Origin of the sequence: Tamlana sp. s12 (assembly GCF_016767215.1) — a bacterium.
Classification (GTDB): domain Bacteria; phylum Bacteroidota; class Bacteroidia; order Flavobacteriales; family Flavobacteriaceae; genus Pseudotamlana; species Pseudotamlana agarivorans.
Genome location: NZ_CP068547.1, coordinates 2,804,985 through 2,823,625, shown reverse-complemented (window position 1 = coordinate 2,823,625; position 18,641 = coordinate 2,804,985). Strand labels below are relative to the sequence as shown.

The window sequence follows — 18,641 nt, the reverse complement described above, 5'->3', positions numbered from 1 at the left end:
AATTAGTTTTTTTTAATGATAAAACTGTCCAACACGGTACCTGTAAAGGAATTATAAGCTTTAAAAACTAAAGACTTTCCATTAATTTCGAATAATCCAAAACTCCCAACGTGTTCAGCATGAGCTACTATAGTGCCATCTTTATAGTGCTCTAAATTAAACGGGTCTGGAAACCATTTTTTGTTTAGTTTTCCACCAGCACCTAAGGTTATGGATATAAAACGGTTTTCTAAATTTTTATATTCAGACTGGTTTGTAACAGATCTATCAACGTTTCCAGAGGCATCATAAGGTTTTAAGCGTTCGTAAGTATGTGCGTGTCCGTTTAAAACCAAATCGACATTAGAATTGGCAAAAATAGGGTAGAGGTTTTCAACATGATGGTAATTCTCTTTATAGGTACAGGTTTTTCCATTGTGATGTAAAAACACTATAATCCAATCGTATTTACCTTGTACTTTTTTTAATTCTTTATTTAACCATTTGGTTTGCTTTTCGAGTTCGAAAAAACCTCCATTTCTGGAATCTAAACCAATAAAATAGGCATTAGCATACGAAAATCCGTAGTAATGCTCGTTATCAGGCAAGGCCCATTCTTTTTCAAAGTTTTTTTCAGGATCCGATAGCCAATCGTGGTTTCCTGCAACTGGGTAAAACGGGGTGTTTTTAAAAACCTTTTCAAAGGGTTTAAATAAGTGGTTGTCGTAATTTTTACTTTCGCCTTTTGGGTAAACAATATCGCCTAAACCTAAGCCAAAATCGGGTTTAATGCCTAGTTCTGTAATGCGTGTTGCAGGTTCTATGGCAAAACTTTGTTTTTCTTTGGCACCAATATCTCCCAAGGCATAAAAACTAAAAGCCGTGTTTTTGTTATCTGGAGCCGTAGTAAAAAAATAATCTTTACCACTGGCTAATAAATAACCATTGGAATAAATGGCATAGTTGTACGCCGTTTGTGGTTTTAGGTTTTTAATAACCACCTCGTTGAATTTATCACCTTCATGCAGTACCAGTTTTCCTGCGACTTCATTTTCTTCTAAGCTGTTAAGGTCGTTATAAACAACTTTACAGTGTCCTGTAACGGCATTGGTTTTCCAAGTAATAGTTACCGTGTTTGGTCTAACCATTTGTAAATAGGGCTGACGAATTAAAACAGGTTCCGCCTTAAGGTCTACAAGTTCCGGTTGAGATTCTTTTGCAGATTTACATGCTGAGAAACTAAGTAAAATAACAAGAATTAGCGCAATGCGTTTCATTTTTAATTTTTATCTAAATAGTTAGGAATACCATCGTTATCTGAGTCACTAGCGCCTTCCATGTCGTCTGGAATGCCATCGTTATCGGCATCACGAACTAAAATTTTTCCTTTGTTTTTTGAAGACATTTCATAAGGTTTCGTTTTTAGCAAAGCCATACATCCATCACCTTCGCCTTCATTTCTAATATTTCTTGAGAATTTATGTAGTAAAGGCTCGTAAATTTCATGTTCAACCACCGCTAAATTTCTAGTTTCGTTGGGGTCTCTTTCATAATCATACAGCTCATAAAAATTTTCTTTTCCCTTTTTTACCCATTCGATGTAACGGTATTTTCCGTTTACACGATAGCCGTAACCTAAACCACGCTGCCCTTTATAAACGGTAACAGCTCCAATTTTAACTTCGGCATTGGTATCGTTTAAAATAGGTACTAAGCTGCGTCCTTTAAGAGGTCTACCTGTTGTACTATTGGCATTTTTTGGTTGTTCTGGAATTGCTAACCCTGCCAATTCGCAAAGTGTTGGGTATATATCGGTGGTAGATACTGCCGAAAAAGTTTCACCTTTTGCTTTTGGGTTTCTAGGATCGATAATAATTAACGGGGAAGACGAAGCCACTTCTAAATTCGAGTGTTTGTTCCAGCGGCCATGTTCACCTAAAAATAAACCATGATCGCCCCAAATTACAATAATGGTATTGTTAGCTACTCCTAATGCTTTCAGTTTTTCTACAACCAATCCAATTTGTGCATCTACATACGATGTACAGGCATAATACCCTCTTTTAAGTTCCAATTGAAAGGCATCATTAATACGTCCTGTTTCTGGATCTATATTTTGCTTCACATCTTCACCATGCGGCACATAAGTTTTTAAATCGTCGCGACCAATTGGTGCTTTCTGATTGGCTGCAACCTCAAATTTTGTATTCGCGTATAAATCCCAATATTTCTTTGGAGCGATAAAAGGTTCGTGTGGTTTTTTAAACCCGATAGCCATAAAAAAAGGTTGGTCTTTTTTAGCAACTTCTTCCAATAATGCGTTGCCCTTTACACGAATAATACCATCTACATAATCTTCATCGGGTAAATCTTGAAAATCTATAGCAACACCTTTAGGGTTGTGGCCGCCTCTTGGAGCTAAATACGGAATGCTCCATGAAGCAGGGTCGTCGCCATCGCCATTTTTACCATTACCAACAGTTCTTGGATCGTGAATTTTTCCTGCTGCAGCTGTTATATACCCGTTATTTTTAAAATATTGAGGTAAGAAAGTCACGTTAGGCAGTTTTTGTCTGATGGGTTTAAAACCAATAACACCCGTTTCTTCTGGCATTAAACTGGTTGTTAAAGCTGCACGAGAAGGACCGCAAACGGCATATTGTACTTGATGATTTCTAAACGTTACGCCGTGTTCTGCCAAGGCATCAATATTTGGTGTAATGGCTTGGATATCGCCATATACGCCTAAGTTATTTCGTAAATCGTCTACACAAATTAATAAAACATTAGGTTTATTAGGGTCTGTGTTTTGAGCGTTTGTGGTTTTAAAAACCAGCAATACTAGTGTTAATAAGATGGCAATTTTTTTCATTTTTGAGATTGTATTAGGTTTAATAGCAATTTTATACATTATTTAGTTCGTATTATTCGCCTTCAATTTGCTGTTTATATGCCGTATGAAGGGTATTTTTTAGTTGTGAAACCACGTTTTTATAGTCTGGATGATTGACTACATTTTCGTTTTCAGATTTATCGGTTCTATGGTCGTATAGCATCGATGTTATGGTTGCGTTGTCTTCTGCTTTTATAAATTCGGTATAACTAAAATCTTTCGTTTTTAAAGTAAACCCATTTCCTTTTTTGATGAAAACATGGGGTTTACCTTCCGAAGACAAATCATTAAAAACAGAAACCAAGCTTGTCCCGTCCAATTGGTTTTTAGGGTGCTCTAATTCACATAATTCAGCTAAAGTAGGATAGATGTCTACCAACTCCACTAACGCATTAGTGTGTCCTTTTTTATGTTGTAACGGATTATAAATAATTAAAGGCACTTGCGTGGAGGTGTTGTAATTCGTGAATTTTGCCCATTGCGTGTGTTCTTGCAAATTATAACCGTGATCGGAAACCAAAACCACAATGGTATTTTTGTCTAAATCTTGAGCTTTTAATTCATCTAAAATGCTTCCAATAAGCGCATCAACATAACTTACCGTGGCATAATAACCGTGAATTAAAGTTACGGCTAGCGAATCTGAAACCTGTCCTTTTTTAGGAATATTTGAATAGGCGCGCATTTCTGGCCAAGTACTAATGCTCATTTTTGGAGCATCTTTAGGAATATAATTGAAGTTTTCGGGTTGTTTGATGCTGTTTCTATCGTATAAATCCCAGTATTTTTTTGGCGCGTTAAATGGTAAATGCGGACTAATAAATCCAGCGGTTAAAAAGAAAGGTTGGTTCGTGTTTTTTAGCTTTTTTAAATCACGAATCACTTTTTGAGTGACCAAACCATCAATATAAATCGAGTCTGCTACGTTGGCACTTTCAAAAGCAGGACCTGTATTTGTGGCTTTGTATTCCATCATATTTTCTGGATTTTGGTAATCTTTCCAAAGGGATTGCCAATAATCGATTGGCGCTAAGTTTTTATCATTTTCATCAAAAGCATAAGGGCGCCAAAGTTCGTCCCAATCGGATTCTCTATCATCTAAATGGTGATAGATTTTTCCGTTAGAAATGGTTTTGTAACCATTAATTTTAAATAACTGCGGAAGTGTCACTGCATTTGGCGTTTCCTGCTCTACAAAAGTATTGTAGTTTAAAAATCTGTTTTTAGTTGGCAACATGCCCGTAAGCATACTTGCTCTTGAAGCACCACAAACAGGAACATTGCAATAAGCGTTATTAAATTGAACGCCTTTTGAAGCTAAGGCATCGATATTTGGTGATTTTATTTGTACAAGACCATAACTACCTAATTCCGGACGCAGATCGTCCATGTAAAGCAAAAGTATGTTGGGTTTTTGAACGGTGTTTATTGAGTTTTGATTTTTACATGTTATTAGACATGTGAAGCTCAGAACACAAATTAATTTTAAAATGAATCTAAAGACCATAGGCTCTTATTTGGAATTATAAAATTAGAACTATAGACTAAAACAAAGGTTTGAGATTAAACAATAATGCACCAATAATTGTCAAAAAAATAGCGAAATAGACTTAAATGAAACCTTTTAGGTTAAAAAGCAAACCTCCTTTGTTTGTTTTAAAGATAATTTTACCAGCATAACTAAACTATACTTATGAAACATTTTTACTACAAACATTTTTTGTTTTTTACATTGTGTATTCTATTTGTTACACAGGTTAATGCGCAAATGGATATGATGAATGTAATTCCATCTAATCTCGCTACGCATACCGCGAAACAAACTGGCTCTTGGTTTGATACCAATACTTGGAATACAGGAACAATTCCTTCAACAGGAGCGATCGTTTACATTCCTAAAAATATCACGGTTAATTATGAAGGTTCTTCCGGTGACCACATTTTTGCAATTCGTGTTGATGGGGTTTTTAATTGCAAACAAACCAATGCCAATCAAACTACAAGGTTGAAATTTGATACTTTCTTTTCTATGCATTCGTCTTATGTTACATTCTTGGCAAATAAGGCTTCAGACGGAAAAATTATAGTTGAAATTGCCCCTTTCGATATCGAAGCTTATAAATCGGGAACGAATAATTGGTCTGCATCGGCAAAAAATCATTTTAAAGATAATGATGTCGTTACTTTTAAAAACAGATCGGGACAAGGTGATGACAGATACAATACTATAGAACAAGCTAATAATGGAGATTTTCAAATTATTGAATCTGCAGGTACTGTTATTAACGATGGCGCGGGCGTTTTAGGCCGTTACAGTTGGGACCCTACGCAATTAAGTTTGGGATTGGTAACTATGGGGCAATTAGAAATTATCGGACAAGAAAAACTGAATATGGCTAAACTAGCAACCGATGCTACTTCTGGACAAAGCAGTATTGAGCTTTCTGAAATACCTACAGGTTGGAAAATTAACGATGATATTATTATTACCAGTGGAGGGAATGCTATAGCTTCAAACAATGGTGAGGATCAAGTGAAAATTCAGAATATTTCAGGGACAACCATTTCATTAACTTCAAATCTCTCTAAAAACCATCAAGGTCGATCGGCCGATCAATTGCATTGTTATGTGGGGAACCTAACACGTAATATTGTATTTAAATCGCCTTCAACTCAAGTGGTATCGCAACGTGGTCATATTATGGCCATGCATAACGCTGATAATGTACAAATTAAAAACGCCCAATTTTTAAGATTAGGACGTACAGATAAATCAAAATTATTAGATGATTTTATCTGGAACAATTGGCTTGATCCTAAAGTTTTTGTTTCAAAAATATCGGCATTAGGTCAAGAATGTGCTGAAATGCGCCCCGTACCAATCAATGAAGTTACAAATCCTAGAGGACGCTATTCTATTCATTTACATAAATTAGGCGCTGCGTATAACGCAAGCATGGCAGAGGTTATAGGAAATGTGGTTTGGGATAATCCGGGTTGGGGTATTACGCATCACGATTCTCATGCCGACGTTTCTAAAAACGTCGTTTATAAAATTATAGGCGCAGGTATTGTTTCAGAAACTGGAAGCGAAACCGGAACTTGGGATAATAATTTGGTAGTAAATGTTGCCGAAGGCCATAAAACAGACCCTTATACAGCGTCATTATATCATGATGATTATTTGTTTTCAGGGCAAGGTTTAGCCATGAAAGGTCGTGCTGTACTATGCAGAAATAACGTGATTGCCAATGTAAAACAGGGCGTAGGGGTTATTAATATGAATAACTCCATTAATAACCTAGACCGCCTAGATGCACAAGCATTGGCTACTACTCGAGTGGGGCATGAGGTTGATAATTTTCCGCTAAGCATAAACGGTTATAGTAAGGAAGGCGATGGGGTTATGCCTGTTGAAGCCGCATTAATTATGGAAAATACCTTGGTGATAGATTCTAATATGGGGTTACGTTCTATTGAACGCGATATGGGGGTTAACCATGAGTCGCGCTCTGTTTTTGATGGTTTTGTAGCCTGGGGAATAAAAACGGGTCTATCTATTACCTATCAAGCCGATTATAGCTTTAAAAATGTTTTTATTTCTGGCGATAATTCTAGTAAAACTTTAGGTGTCGATATGTGGAAACACTCACACAACCAAACTTTTGAAAACATAAAAATGGTGGATTTAAAACATGGTATTAAAGTATCTAAAACGGTATTGAGCAATTCTCAGGGACCTAAAACAAGAAATAACGGATTTACACCCTGGGTTTTTGTGAATTTAGAAACGATTAGTGTTGATGAACTTTACGATTTGGAAGTTGATAATCCGAGTGTCAATGGTACATTTAATTATACAGAGCATACCGATAATGCCATTCATTTAAGTGCTACTGATATTGTTTCTAGACCAACAACATTCACCGTTATTGACGATTCTACCTTAGAAGTTGATTATGCTGAAACAGGAGAGAATGCCTTGCGTTTTGAAGTTGATGGTGTTATTACCGATGATTTTGGAAGTTATGATATGGGGATTCAACAAGCTTGGGCTCAAGGGACTTTACGCTATGGGTACCCTAAACGTATCTATCAATTTGCTTCTCATGCTAAATTTGAAGAATATCTGGCTGCAAACGGTGTTTATAAAGATGAAAACGATAATAACCAACTGTATTTTATACTTAAAGAAAGTTTACCCAACCGACGCACTTTTAAGTATACAGAATTTCCAGTTCGCGTGAAAATTAAAAACGCGCCAACATCTGGCGTCTTTGCAAACGCTAAAGTAGAAACTGCGGCAGCTCTAGAACCAAAAGATCAAATGATTAGTCGTTTGGCAACTGTTTCCCAAAGTTCTACACAAAGTAATTTAAGTTATACCGATGGCACACACCCAACAGCTACCATTACATTAGAAGCAGAAAAGGCTGTAGATGGAAATAATAACGGACGCATAAATGCGCAATATTACCAAAGAGGTTTAGTGCCAGTGGGGAGTTTTTCTCAAACTAAAGAAGAAAGTGAACCTTACTACGATTTAGATTTCGGAGAAATTAAGCAGATTAGTTATTTCGATATTTGGAACACCGTAGAACTTAATGGTTCCGATATTGAAACCGTTTCTAATCATTTTAAAAACTTCTCTGTATTTATTTCAGATACACCATTTACAAACACAACTTATGCAGGCTCTAAGTCGGAAGCCGATTATCAGTACGATAAAAATGCGACACCAACCCGTAAGTTTTCTCAAAATAATTTGAATGCTATTGGACGGTATATGCGAATTCAGTCGTCGCACCCAAGCAATATCAAACTTAAATTCGCAGAAATTGAAGTGGTTGGACGTACCTATACAGGAACTTTAAGTAATGATCCTATTGCCGAAAACTTAATTAAAGTATATCCAAACCCTACGGAAGGGTTTTTAAATATAAAGCTAAATAAGAATTACAATAATGTAAATATTAGTATTTATAATTTATTGGGACAAACCGTGTTGTTAAATCACTTTGATAATTTAACCCATACCCAACTGCAATTCAATGGGCCAGTGGGCTTGTATTTTGTGAAGATTACTGGCGATAACAATTTAAACGCTTTACTTAAAATCGTTAAAGAGTAAAACTTATAACAAATATTAGTCGCAGTTTACATGGTTGTTAGCTCTCATTTTAAACAAACACGTGTTGCAAAAGTAAAAACAAACACGTATTTTTGTTAAAAAGCAAATAGTATGAATACGAAATTAACTTTGACAATAGAAAAAGAAGTCATCAAAATCGCCAAAGAATATGCAAAAGAGAAAGGATTAAGTCTTTCTGAAATGGTAGAAAACTATTTCAAATTTGTTACGGTAAAAAGGATTAACCTTAAAGAAAAACAACTTTCACCTAAAGTTAGAAAACTTAGAGGAATTATAAAATCTGAAAATGACCTTGACTACAAAAAAATATTAACTGAAGAACTTTCAAAAAAGTATGGAGTATAAGCTTTTTGTTGACTCGGATGTAGTCATTGACTTTTTTACCGATAGAGCGCCTCACGTAAACCCTGCAAGTGAACTCTTTGAACTTAACGAACAAGGAAATATAAAATTGTACTTGTCAGCTTTAAGCATTAATAACATTTATTATATAACAAGAAGATTTTTAGGACATAAAAAAACACTTGAAGTCGTTGAGTTGCTAACCGAAATGACGGAAATTATTGGAACAACAAAAAAGGAAATTATTCAAGCATTGAAAAATAATTTTACTGATTATGAGGATTCCGTTCAATATTCTTCTGCTTTAACAATTAAAGATTTGGACGCAATTATTACGCGAAATGTAAAAGATTACAGAAATTCTTCGATTGCCGTTATGACACCGCTGAATTTTCTAAAAATGAAAGAAAAAAATGAGAGCTAATATTGGCTTTAAGTAATTGCTTGTTCTAGCCTACTTCTGAAAATCTTCGCGGATTTTTAGTCTGATGTGTATTTGTTAAATCAACCGCTAAACCCACGAAACTACTCATAGCCGAGACCGTTTTAGGTAACGGTAAACTCCGACTTTATTAAAAGGTTACTCTATTTTGGTTTTTGAAATTTCAGTTTCTTTATAACCAATACGTTGTGCCATGGTGTAAATGTATTGCCCTTGTTTTACATTGATTGGTTTTGAATACACTTGCCATGGACTATTAAAATCGAGTTTTTCTTCAGATGTATCTGAAATAATATAGGCTATTGAAGCGCCTTTGGTTTTAGAATTCAAGGAAACTACACCCTTATTATTTTTTACTTCTACTGAAGCTGTTACAGGCTGCTCAAAATTAGGCCACATGTTTTTTATTAATTGGCTTTCAGGCAACATGCCTAAATCGGTATGGGAGTCACGAAACTTTAGTAAAGCCGTTCGCATGCGTTTTTTAACATCAGCAAATTTTGGGTTATTGGCTAAATTATGTAACCTGTTTGGGTCGTTTTTTATATCGAATAATTCTTCATCTTGTTTCGGTTGAAACCAAGTGCTTTGTACAGCGTTTAATTTGTTTTCATCACGAAGCTGAATCATTTCTTTCATCATAGGGACTTGCAAGCGGTATGAAATATCTTTATACCACAATTTTTCAGGAAAATCATTAATCACATAAAGGTATTGTTTGTCGTAAACCGCACGCGAACGATCGGTTATTTCATCAAAACGATCGGAGGTTCCAAAAACATAATCACGCGGTTGGCTATCCTTTTCACCCATAAAAGCTTTGCCTTGGAGGTAATCTGGAATTTCGGCACCAGCCAAACTTAAAATAGTAGGCGCTAAATCTACAAAGGAAACCAAACGATCGGTACGGCCTTTAGTGCCTTTTAAATCCTTCACCATAAAAGGTACGTGTAATCCACTTTTGTGAATATCGCGTTTTTGTCTTGGTAATGGTCCTCCATGATCGCTGTAGAAAAATATGATGGTGTTATCGTAAAGTCCGTCTTTTTTAAGCTGAGCAATTAATTTCCCCACTTGTTGGTCTAGCAGTTCAATATTGCTATAATTACGAGCCACATCGGTTCTAGAAGTTTTGGTATCTTGGTAATAAGGGGGTAGAGGTACGCTGTCTGGATTAACCGTCATGGGTAATTTGCTGTTCTTCCAGATTTTACTTTCGTGGGTTATATCAAAATTAAACACTGAGAAAAAGGGTTGGCCTTTGGCACGATTTCTCCAATGTGCTTGTGCGTTATTTTGATTCCAAACCGTTACAGGCGCTGCAAATTGATAATCTGTTTTTTGATGATTGCTCGTAAAATATCCCACTTCGCGTAAATATTCTGGGAAACATTTAACGTATTCTGGGATCACTGCGGCATATTCAATAACGGGGTTGCCTTCTAAATCGACAACATTAGTTTCCTTTTTATAATTTCTATTTCCCCAAGATTGAATATCTTTTCCTGTGCGCATGTGCATGGTACCTAAAGTTGTAGGATACATACCTGTTACAATGGCAGATCGGCTTGGTGCACAAACACCAACAACAGCATAAGCGTTATCGTAAATTAAACTTTCTTTAGATAAAGCGTCTAAATGATGTGTTTTAGCCGTGTTATCGCCATAGAAAGAAAGGGTAGGGCTAATGTCTTCACAAACAATCCAAAGGATATTAGGTTGTTGTTTAGCAATTTCAGGGGCTTTTTTGTCCTGTTCTACTTTACAGGATAGATTTAAAATAACTAAAAGTGAAAATAAAATAGGTTTCATTACAGTTCAATTTTTATAAAGTTTTGATGTCTTGGTTGCACTAAAAATGTTCCGGTTACCACTTTACCATTTTCAACAAAAGCATATTCATATTCGCCATAAAAACCTTTTGCTTTTAAGTTTCCAGTGGTATCGGTTACCGCATTTAAGTCGGTTTTCCAGGCGCCATCAACTAAAGAGAAATAGGCTTTACCCATAGCACCAATGTCGCCGTTTTCTTTAAAGATATCTACTTTTTTCTTGGCGTTTTCGGTATAGCCCCAAAACAAAAATTCAGAGACGTTCGGGTGCGAAAAGGCAGCAATCATAAAATCACGGGTGTATTGTTCTCTAATTTTAGGCTCTTGAATGTCCATAGTAAACTCTGAAATACTAATTTGTTTTCCTAGCGTCGCATAAAAGGCTAAAATTTCTAAAACGCGTTCTGGTGGTGTGAGGTCGCTACCAATATGACTTTGTATACCAATGCCCTGTACTAAACCGTTGGTATTTTCGTCTATACGTTTTATAAAATCGTAATACCATTGTTGCTTTTGGGTATCTAAACCACCTTTACTAATAATGCCGTATTCGTTAGTAAAACGTCGGGCTTGAGGTTGTAAAGCTTTTGCGCTTTTAAAACCTTCGTATAAAATATCTTCCGAGCCGGTTATGGTTTGTAAATCTTTGTTGGTGTAAGCTTCGTTAACCACATCCCAGTTAGAAATTTGCCCTTTTGTAAGGGTTAATACATTGGTTACATGTTCGTGCATTAAGCTTTTTACTTTTTCAGGGTCGTCTTTGTTTTCCTTAATTTTAGGCGTTAAATAACGAAAGCCTGGCCAAATTAAAACATGACCTTTAACATGAATAGCGTCGCTTCTTAAATGCGTAATCGCATCTAAAGTTGCTTGTCTAGATTTTGGTTTTTCCCAACTTTTAATTTTTAAATCGTTTTCAAAAACCGCAAGATTGAAGGCTTTTTTAAAGCTTTTATATTTTGAATTGTCTTCAACAACATCTTTGGCATTAAGTGCTGCACCAAAAGGAAAACTGTGTTTTATTAATTTGATGTGTACCTTTTTATTCGGTACTACCGTTCCGTTTTTTGTTAAGTGTAATTGAAATTGACCTGTTCTAATGGCTTCAATACGTTTGTTGGCTTCTGTACGCCATTGGGCATCGGCTTCCATGCCTGCATAAGTGATTTCTGTTTTTGGTAAATCATCAAAAGCGGTACCTTCTGGGAAACTTTCAAATTTCAAATTCTTAAGAAGAAAAGATTGTTCTCTAAATCCGAATTGCATCACAATGCCTAAATCTTCTTTCTTAACGTATCGGTTCGTTTCAAAAGGGATGTAGTAGGTTTGCCAATTGCTAGAAAACGTTTGTGTAGAAGCAATATTACCTTGATAATTATCGAGTTGTTTGAAGATAAATAGGGCTTTGGCTTCACCAGTTTCTAAACTTGAGGTCACCGTTTTCGCTTGAAAAGATAAAAGAAAAACACGCCCTTTTTTATAATCACTTTTTGTTATGTGAAAGTTGGATGATAAATTGTGTATAAACTTGGGTTCTTTTTCGGTTTTAAAAAGAAGCTCTAAGCTATCGGTTCCAACGTTCATTTTTTCAACTTTACCATAGTCTGGATTTGCTGAAATAAATTTTAAGCGTTCGGCTATAATTAAATCTTGTCCTTTAGGATTATTTTGAGCTAAAATACTATTGAAAAATAAAAATGGAATGATATAAAATAGTTGTTTCATAATGTTTTAGAATTTAGACTTCCAATCGTTAAGTTTCGTTAACAAACGTGTTGTGGTTTCAGGCATTTTTTCTGAAAGGTCTTGTGTTTCAGAAGGATCTAAAGCAATATTGTATAATTCGGTGCGACCTTCTTCATACCAATTAATTAACTTATACTCCCCTTTTCTAATGGCTGAAGATTTGGTGTCGCCTGTATTTACAGGACGTGCTTTTGATGAGTGCCAAAATACCATTCTGTCATCCCAGGATTCTTTGTTTTGAAGTAATGGTAATAAGCTTTTACCGTTTGTGTCTAAGTTTTTATTTGCTGCAATGTCTAATACCGTAGGGAATACATCCATAAGCATCACAATGGATTTTTTGTCTGTTTTTGGTTGAAATTTCCCGTTCCATTTCACCATTAAGGGCACTTTAATACCGCCATCGTATAACCAACCTTTTCCGGCACGAAGCGGATAATTACTGGTGGCTAAATGTCTTTTATTGGTGCCATCGTTGGATAATCCGCCATGATCTGAAGACAGAATAACAATGGTGTTATCGTCTATTTTTAAATCTTTTAAAAGTTGTAATAATTTCCCAACGTTTTCATCCATGGTTTCAACCATTGCAGCATAAGTGGGGTTGTCTTGACGCATTTTTGTTCGTCCTGTGCCTTCATTAATGTATTCAGGTAGATTTCCGTAGTCGAAATTTTTAATTTCTTCTCGGTTACGTTTAATATCTTTCTCCTTAGCCTCTAAAGGTTGGTGCACCGCGTAGAATGAAAAAATGGCCATAAATGGTTTGCTTTTATCGGCATTGCTAATGTATTTCGCAACATTATCGGTCATTACATCCATTAAATAATCACCTGCTTTACTTACGGCATCAACATCTGGAATAGGTGATTTTTTATTAGCTCCCTTTCCTTTTTTCTCATTAAAAGGATATAGAAAACTAATTGGCGATCCAGCGTGACCAGCAGCAAAACTAAAGTCGTAACCAAAGTCTTTTAAGCTTTCTTCGCTACCCAAATGCCATTTTCCAAAATAAGCAGTTTGGTAGCCAGCCGCTTTAATGTTTTTTACGAAGTTTTTATTGTCTTTTACGTTGTTCATTTCAAACCCATCATCTGGAACATCGCCATTTTGAACGGGGTAGTTGCCAGTCATCATCGCAAAACGAGAGGGTACGCAACGCGGATAATTGGCATAGGCATTATCAAATACAACAGATTGTTTTGATAAGGCATCAATATTTGGTGTTTGATATATTTTTGATCCGTTTACACTTAAATCATGATAACCTAAATCGTCGACATGAATAATGAGTATGTTTGGCTTTTCGGTTGAAGCACTTTTTTTTGTGGTGTTAGCTACTTTTGATTTACAACCAAAAGTGAACATCAATACAAATAAAAGAAAGTAGTAGCGTGAGTTGTTTTTCATCAATTGAGAGGTTTTGATTAGTTGGTTCCGAATGGCGTTAAAGTAAATTGGCGTATAAATCTTGTTTAGATGATACGCCAATAGGTTTTTATCGTGTTTTAGTTCTTATTCTTCTTGTTTTTATTTTTGTTCTTTTTTCCTTTTCCCTTGGGTTTTAAAATTTTAGTTTTTTCAGGAATTAAATAAGCTTTTTTCCAGGACTCTAAAAGCCCTAAGAGTTCTTTTGTTTTTTCAGGATTTGAAGCTGAAAGGTCGTGCGCCTCGCTAATATCTTTTTTAAGATTAAAAAGCTCAACTTTATTAGTGTCTAAAAACTGAATCAATTTAAAATCGCCAGAACGAACAACAGCCGCTTTACTATCGCCTGTACTATGTGGTCTTGCTTTTTGTGAAATCCAATATACAGTTCGGTCTTTCCAATTGTCTTTACCTTCTAAAACCTTTTTATAACTCTTACCGTCAATACTAGAAACGGTGTTGTTTGTAACTAAATCGAGTAGGGTAGGGAACACGTCCATACCAAGCACGATAGATTCGTTTTCTACTCTTGGTTTTAGTTTGCCGTCCCATTTAATGAAAAGTGGTACACGAATACCACCTTCGTATAAATGGCCTTTTCCTGCTTTTAACGGATTGTTGGTGGTTGCTAAATGACGCTCGTTTTTATTTCCGTCGTTTGATAATCCGCCGTGATCTGATGAAAACACAATAATGGTATTCTTATCGATGCCTGCAGCTTTTAAGGTTTTTAAAATACGGGCTACATTTTCATCAACATTTTCAACCATACCGGCATAAGCAGCATCGTCTTGACGCATTTTTCTTCGGCCTTCGCCTTCTTTAATATATTCTGGAGTATCACCAAAATCGATGGACTTTAATTGTTCTTTGTTTCTAGCTTCATCTTCAGGTTTAGCTTCAATAGGCGTGTGTACCGCATAAAAAGCCAATACGGCTAAAAATGGTTGGCCTTTTGGTCTGTTAGTAATAAACTCTAACAGTCTATTGGTTAACAAATCTGAAGCATAATCACCTTCTTTTCCATCTTCTTCAAGGTTTTCAACAGGTTCTTTAGCTGGTTTACCGTTTAATTGGGTGTTAAAAGGGTAGAACCTTGAACCAATACCTCCCGATCGTCCAGCGGCATAACTTTCATCGAAACCAAATTTTTTCGGTGTGCTATCGCCTTCACCTAAATGCCATTTTCCAATGTAAATTGAATGATATCCAGCATTACCAAATTGTTTTATTAAATTTTTATCTTCAGGAATATTCCCTAACCATCCTTTGTTTTCATTAACCGGATACGTGCCTGTCATCATACCATATCGCGATGGTGTACAACGCGGATAACTGCTGTATGCATTTGTAAAGGCAACAGATTCGCTTGCTAGTTTATCAATACTAGGGGTGTTATACAATTGAGAACCTGTGAAGCTTAAATCATGATATCCTAAATCGTCGGTATGGATGATTAAGATATTTGGTTTGTTTTGTGCTAAGCTGATTAACGACACACAAAACATAAAAATGAAGCTGTACTTTTTCATATGGTATTTGTATTAACTAGGACTATGATGCGTTTTAAAATTATGAATTATTGAGTTAAATGTGTTTTAAGCTTCGCTTTTAAAGCGGCTACGGTGCTCTTATAACTCGGTTCGTTTACTAAATTTTTAGTTTCTAACGGATCTTTTTCATAATCGTAAAGTTCGCGTCCTACTATTTCATTGTCTTTATAAGGTTTATAACTTCTATAGTTATTATCATGCCATTCGGTATAACGGTAACGTTCTGTTCTTACGGAGTAGCCCATACGTTTCTGACGCGCATATTGGTGGTAAGCATAATCCATTTCTATGGTTGTTGAAGCATCATCATCTAACAAAGGCACTAAAGATTTTCCGTCGGTTTGAGTGCTTTGTGGTACGTTTGATAATTCGAAAACAGTTGGAAATAAATCAACTAAATTAACAGGGTGATGCTCCTTCTTGTTTTTAGCAATGCCTGGTCCTGCAAACATAAACGGAATGCGTGTGGCTTGCTCAAAATTTGAATGTTTACACCATTCGGTATGATCGCCTAAATGCCAACCATGGTCGCCCCAAAGTACAATAATGGTATTGTCTAATATATTGCGACGTTCCAATTCGTCTAAAAGCAAGCCTAATTGTGCATCGATATAAGAGGTACAAGCCATATAACCATGAATTAATTCACGTTGCTTGTTTTCGTCAATAATATCGCCAATATTGTAGTTGTCATCAACATCACTAAAAGCTCTTAACTCACCATAATTATGGTAGGCGAACTTTGGTGTGCCTTCAGCCAATTGTTGAAATTTAGCCAACTCAATTTTATCTCTATCGTATAAATCCCAATACTTTTTAGGGGCTACAAAAGGTAAATGTGGTTTTTGATAACCAACACCTAAAAACCAAGGTTTACCCGATTTTTCTAGGTCACCTAATTGTTTTAAAGCAGTTTGTGTGTATAGCCCATCTTGATACGCGGTGTCGCTCACATCGATGCATTCGGTTGAAGGTTTTAATTTCTTAAACACATAGCTTCTAATTTTTCCGTTTTTTGTGATGCCTTTCGCTCTAGCTTCTTTTTCTAAACGTTCAAACTCCCGTTTGGTTTCAGGGTTTTGATAATAAGAAAAGGCAGCTTTACCAGCAGCAGGATCAAAATTATCTGGTAACTGGTGTGGCATAGTCCAGCTTTTAGCATCGTGTCCTCCAGAGGTAGAACCTTTATGGTAAATTTTTCCTACCGCTGTGGTTTCATAACCTTGAGAAATTAAATACTCTGGCATTGAAATTAATTCTGGAGCAGATTCTCTAAAGTTGGTATGTAAATCCCAAACTTTCGTTTTATCAGGATTTGCGCCCGTCATCACACTAGCACGTGAAGGCCCACAAACAGCATATTGTACATGCGCATTGGTAAAGGTCATACCCATTTGAGCCAAGCGATCAAAATTAGGCGTAATCATTTGCGATTCACCATAATTGGATAATAATGGTTTTAAATCATCCACCGCAATAAAAAGAATGTTCTTTTTAGCGGTAGACGTTTTTGAAACTACTTTTGAAGGCTGCTGAGTTTTGCACGAAATTGTAGCAAAACACAGTAACATAATGTAAATAAGCTTATTATTTTTCATTTTTTTTACCAGTTCTATTCGTTAAGATATCTTGAACCGAAGTTTCATCATCTTCATGATCTACAATCGAACCAAAATCGGCATCAGTAATCACTCTAAAATCTGCAAGCGATTTATTGTTTTCGTATTTAATCATTAAATCTTTCAACTGTGCCTTTAAATCTTTAATCACATTGTTGTACTGCGGATCGTTGATGATGTTGTGCATTTGTTCAGGATCTTTTTCTAAATCGTAAAGTTCCCAAACATCGATATTATAGTAAAAATGCGCTAAAGTGTATTTTTTAGTTCTTATGCCATAGTGTGGTTGCACATGGTGCCAGTAAGGAAACTCATAATAATGGTAATACATTCCTTTTTGCCAATCCTTAGGCGTTTTTCCGTGTAAAATAGATTTAAAACTTTCACCCTGCATTTTATGGTCGGTTTTAATATTAGCCATATCTAAAAGGGTAGGCACAAAGTCGATATTAGTAATAATATCTTCGTTTACAGTTCCCGCTTTAACAGCTTTTGGGTAGCGTACCATAAATGGCATACGTAAGGATTCTTCGTAAATAAAACGTTTGTCGAAAAAACCATGATCGCCAAGGTAAAAGCCTTGATCGGAAGTTAAAACAATAATCGTGTTATCTGTTAATCCGTTTTTATCTAAATACTCTAAAATACGACCAATGTTATCATCTACAGATTTTACACAAGCTAAATAATCTTTAATATAGGTTTGGTAACGCCATTTTTTACCTTCTTCGGCGCTCATGCCATCTGGTTGAACAATTTCTCCTGGTTTGGCTCCATAAAACGCCCATTGAATTTTTTCTTTACCTTTTAAATTCGCAGGTTCTTCAAATTTCATATCACGACGCGAAAAGTAATCCATGGTCATTTCGGTATCTCCAGCCGTTAACTCACGACCTTTATAATCGTCGTTAAAAGTTGCAGGATAAGGAAATTCGACATCATCCCATAATTTTTCATATTTGGTATCTGGTTGCCAAGGACGGTGTGGTGCTTTGTATTGTAACACCATTAAAAACGGATCGTTTTGCTTTCTTCCTGTTTCTAACCACTCTAAAGCAAATTCGGTGCTTAAATTAGTAGAATATCCTTTTTCTTTAACATCCTTACCGTTTTCGTTATACACAGGATCCCAATAATGACCTTGTTGTCCTGCGGAATTATGATATTTAAATTCATCGAATCCTTTTGGTTCTGAGCCTAAATGCCATTTACCAAAAAGTGACGTTTGGTAACCGTTTTTTTGAAACTCTTGAGGGAATGTCCATTTTGTTTCATCAAATTTCCCTCCGCTTTCATTTTTGAAAAAGCCATTTTTATTACTGTAATCGCCCGTAAGAATAGCGGCACGACTTGGTCCACAAATGGCGTTTGTACACAACACATCTTGAAATAACATGCCTTCGTCAGCAATTTTATCGATGTTTGGCGTTGGTGCAAGATCTTTATAAATGCCACCGTAAGCACTAATCGCTTGGGTTGTTAAATCATCAGCCATGATATAAATAATATTAGGCTTTTGGGTGTCCTCTTGGTGATCTGCTTTAGCAATTTTTGTAGACTTTTTTGTTTGACCACAAGCAATTGTCATAACTACCATAGCCAGTGATGCTGTGGTTAGCATGAAGTACTTAAGTTTATGTGTGTGTCTTTTCATC

12 protein-coding genes are annotated in these 18,641 nt (G+C 35.9%); 3 read left to right on the top strand and 9 right to left on the bottom strand.

Annotation, left to right across the window (positions count from 1 at the left end; genetic code table 11):
* Positions 1-2: 2 nt before the first annotated feature.
* From JJL45_RS12230 to JJL45_RS12220, 3 genes are read right to left on the bottom strand one after another with little or no spacing between them, the layout of a single operon-like run.
* On the bottom strand, positions 3-1,256 hold the full coding sequence (locus JJL45_RS12230) for a purple acid phosphatase family protein (protein ID WP_068602406.1): 1,254 nt from the start codon (positions 1,254-1,256) through the stop codon (positions 3-5).
* 2 nt (positions 1,257-1,258) lie between these two features.
* The gene (locus tag JJL45_RS12225; RefSeq protein WP_202664151.1) at positions 1,259-2,851 is read right to left on the bottom strand and encodes a sulfatase-like hydrolase/transferase; all 1,593 of its coding nucleotides are present in this window, start codon (positions 2,849-2,851) and stop codon (positions 1,259-1,261) included.
* 52 nt (positions 2,852-2,903) lie between these two features.
* Positions 2,904-4,379 carry a sulfatase gene (locus tag JJL45_RS12220; RefSeq protein WP_068602409.1) on the bottom strand — a complete coding sequence of 492 codons (1,476 nt, stop codon included), beginning with the start codon at positions 4,377-4,379 and terminating at the stop codon, positions 2,904-2,906.
* A gap of 186 nt (positions 4,380-4,565) precedes the next feature.
* Between JJL45_RS12220 and JJL45_RS12215 the strand changes: the two genes are divergently transcribed.
* The 3 genes from JJL45_RS12215 (at position 4,566) to JJL45_RS12205 (ending at position 8,790) form a co-directional block, all read left to right on the top strand.
* Complete coding sequence (locus tag JJL45_RS12215) at positions 4,566-8,003, top strand: T9SS type A sorting domain-containing protein (RefSeq protein ID WP_082935867.1); 3,438 nt, start codon at positions 4,566-4,568, stop codon at positions 8,001-8,003.
* Between the two features lie 111 nt (positions 8,004-8,114).
* On the top strand, positions 8,115-8,369 hold the full coding sequence (locus JJL45_RS12210; protein WP_068602412.1) for a DUF6364 family protein: 255 nt from the start codon (positions 8,115-8,117) through the stop codon (positions 8,367-8,369).
* Positions 8,359-8,790 (top strand): type II toxin-antitoxin system VapC family toxin, encoded by a 432-nt coding sequence (locus tag JJL45_RS12205; protein WP_068602414.1) that lies wholly within the window; start codon positions 8,359-8,361, stop codon positions 8,788-8,790. Before JJL45_RS12210 ends, JJL45_RS12205 begins: the two co-directional genes overlap by 11 nt.
* A 156-nt stretch (positions 8,791-8,946) precedes the next feature.
* On the opposite strand, the gene JJL45_RS12200 is transcribed toward JJL45_RS12205, so the two are convergent.
* The 6 genes from JJL45_RS12200 to JJL45_RS12175 form a co-directional block, all read right to left on the bottom strand.
* Entirely contained in the window at positions 8,947-10,620 is a 1,674-nt protein-coding gene (locus JJL45_RS12200) for a sulfatase (RefSeq protein ID WP_068602416.1), read from the bottom strand.
* Positions 10,620-12,365, bottom strand: a complete 1,746-nt coding sequence (locus JJL45_RS12195; protein WP_068602418.1) for an endo-1,4-beta-xylanase — start codon at positions 12,363-12,365, stop codon at positions 10,620-10,622. The genes JJL45_RS12200 and JJL45_RS12195 overlap by 1 nt, the downstream gene beginning before the upstream one ends.
* Positions 12,366-12,371: 6 nt before the next feature.
* The gene (locus tag JJL45_RS12190; protein ID WP_082935868.1) at positions 12,372-13,796 is read right to left on the bottom strand and encodes a sulfatase; all 1,425 of its coding nucleotides are present in this window, start codon (positions 13,794-13,796) and stop codon (positions 12,372-12,374) included.
* Between the two features lie 98 nt (positions 13,797-13,894).
* On the bottom strand, positions 13,895-15,346 hold the full coding sequence (locus tag JJL45_RS12185) for a sulfatase (RefSeq protein WP_068602421.1): 1,452 nt from the start codon (positions 15,344-15,346) through the stop codon (positions 13,895-13,897).
* Between the two features lie 47 nt (positions 15,347-15,393).
* A complete protein-coding gene (locus JJL45_RS12180) occupies positions 15,394-16,965 on the bottom strand; it encodes a sulfatase (protein ID WP_082935869.1) in 1,572 nt (523 codons plus the stop codon).
* Entirely contained in the window at positions 16,955-18,640 is a 1,686-nt protein-coding gene (locus tag JJL45_RS12175; protein WP_242521386.1) for a sulfatase, read from the bottom strand. Before JJL45_RS12175 ends, JJL45_RS12180 begins: the two co-directional genes overlap by 11 nt.
* Between the last annotated feature and the right edge of the window lies 1 nt (position 18,641).

Coding starts and splice junctions, on each gene's coding strand:
- JJL45_RS12230 (WP_068602406.1), bottom strand. CDS start 1,256: ATGAAACGCATTGCGCTAATTCTTGTTATTTTACTTAGTTTCTCAGCA.
- JJL45_RS12225 (WP_202664151.1), bottom strand. CDS start 2,851: ATGAAAAAAATTGCCATCTTATTAACACTAGTATTGCTGGTTTTTAAA.
- JJL45_RS12220 (WP_068602409.1), bottom strand. CDS start 4,379: ATGGTCTTTAGATTCATTTTAAAATTAATTTGTGTTCTGAGCTTCACA.
- JJL45_RS12215 (WP_082935867.1), top strand. CDS start 4,566: ATGAAACATTTTTACTACAAACATTTTTTGTTTTTTACATTGTGTATT.
- JJL45_RS12210 (WP_068602412.1), top strand. CDS start 8,115: ATGAATACGAAATTAACTTTGACAATAGAAAAAGAAGTCATCAAAATC.
- JJL45_RS12205 (WP_068602414.1), top strand. CDS start 8,359: ATGGAGTATAAGCTTTTTGTTGACTCGGATGTAGTCATTGACTTTTTT.
- JJL45_RS12200 (WP_068602416.1), bottom strand. CDS start 10,620: ATGAAACCTATTTTATTTTCACTTTTAGTTATTTTAAATCTATCCTGT.
- JJL45_RS12195 (WP_068602418.1), bottom strand. CDS start 12,365: ATGAAACAACTATTTTATATCATTCCATTTTTATTTTTCAATAGTATT.
- JJL45_RS12190 (WP_082935868.1), bottom strand. CDS start 13,796: ATGAAAAACAACTCACGCTACTACTTTCTTTTATTTGTATTGATGTTC.
- JJL45_RS12185 (WP_068602421.1), bottom strand. CDS start 15,346: ATGAAAAAGTACAGCTTCATTTTTATGTTTTGTGTGTCGTTAATCAGC.
- JJL45_RS12180 (WP_082935869.1), bottom strand. CDS start 16,965: ATGAAAAATAATAAGCTTATTTACATTATGTTACTGTGTTTTGCTACA.
- JJL45_RS12175 (WP_242521386.1), bottom strand. CDS start 18,640: ATGAAAAGACACACACATAAACTTAAGTACTTCATGCTAACCACAGCA.